This window comes from Bacillus haikouensis, assembly GCF_013179555.1.
GTDB lineage: Bacteria > Bacillota > Bacilli > Bacillales > Bacillaceae_B > Rossellomorea > Rossellomorea haikouensis_A.
Window position 1 is genome coordinate 1 of sequence record NZ_JABMCR010000615.1, and the last position, 622, is coordinate 622.

At 51.0% G+C, this 622-nt stretch carries 1 protein-coding gene; it reads right to left on the reverse strand.

The window, feature by feature from the left end; genetic code table 11:
- Nucleotides 1-41: 41 nt before the first annotated feature.
- Nucleotides 42-620: a bifunctional phosphoribosyl-AMP cyclohydrolase/phosphoribosyl-ATP diphosphatase HisIE gene (gene hisIE, locus HP456_RS24685; RefSeq protein WP_312857816.1), complete on the reverse strand. Its 579-nt coding sequence runs from the start codon at nucleotides 618-620 to the stop codon at nucleotides 42-44.
- Nucleotides 621-622: the final 2 nt, after the last annotated feature.

Below are 622 nucleotides of genomic sequence, written 5' to 3' on the forward strand. Positions count from 1 at the left end.
TACCATCAGCTAAAGACCCGCCTCCCACTTGAATCCGATATTTATCTATTATGACGCTCCACCAGAACGCCGAGCACTTCTTCCAAAGGCAGCTCCTGTTCTCGAAGCAGCACGAGTACATGGTAGAACAGGTCCGCCACTTCCCATTTCAATTCTTCGGCGTCCCTGTTTTTCGCGGCAATGATCACTTCCGATGCTTCTTCCCCTACTTTCTTAAGGATCTTATCGACTCCTTCTTCGAATAAGTAGGTCGTATAGGCACCGTCCGGTCGCTCTTTTTCACGGTCTGCGATGAGGGTTTCGAGGGTGAGCAGGATGTTTTCTTTTGAAGTGGATGGAGTCTGCTCTTCTCCGATTATCTTCTCATGGAAACAGCTATCCGTCCCCTTGTGGCATGCCGGACCTTGTTTATCGACAAGGACAAGTAACGCGTCCTTGTCGCAGTCCCAAACAATGCTCTTGACCGTCTGGGTATTGCCGCTCGTTCCGCCTTTGTGCCACAGCTCCTGACGGGAGCGTGAATAAAACCAGGTTTCTCCGGTTTCAAGCGTCTTAACCAGGGACGTCTCATTCATGTAGGCGAGGGTCAGGACGTCCTTCGTTTCCGCATCCTGGATGATTG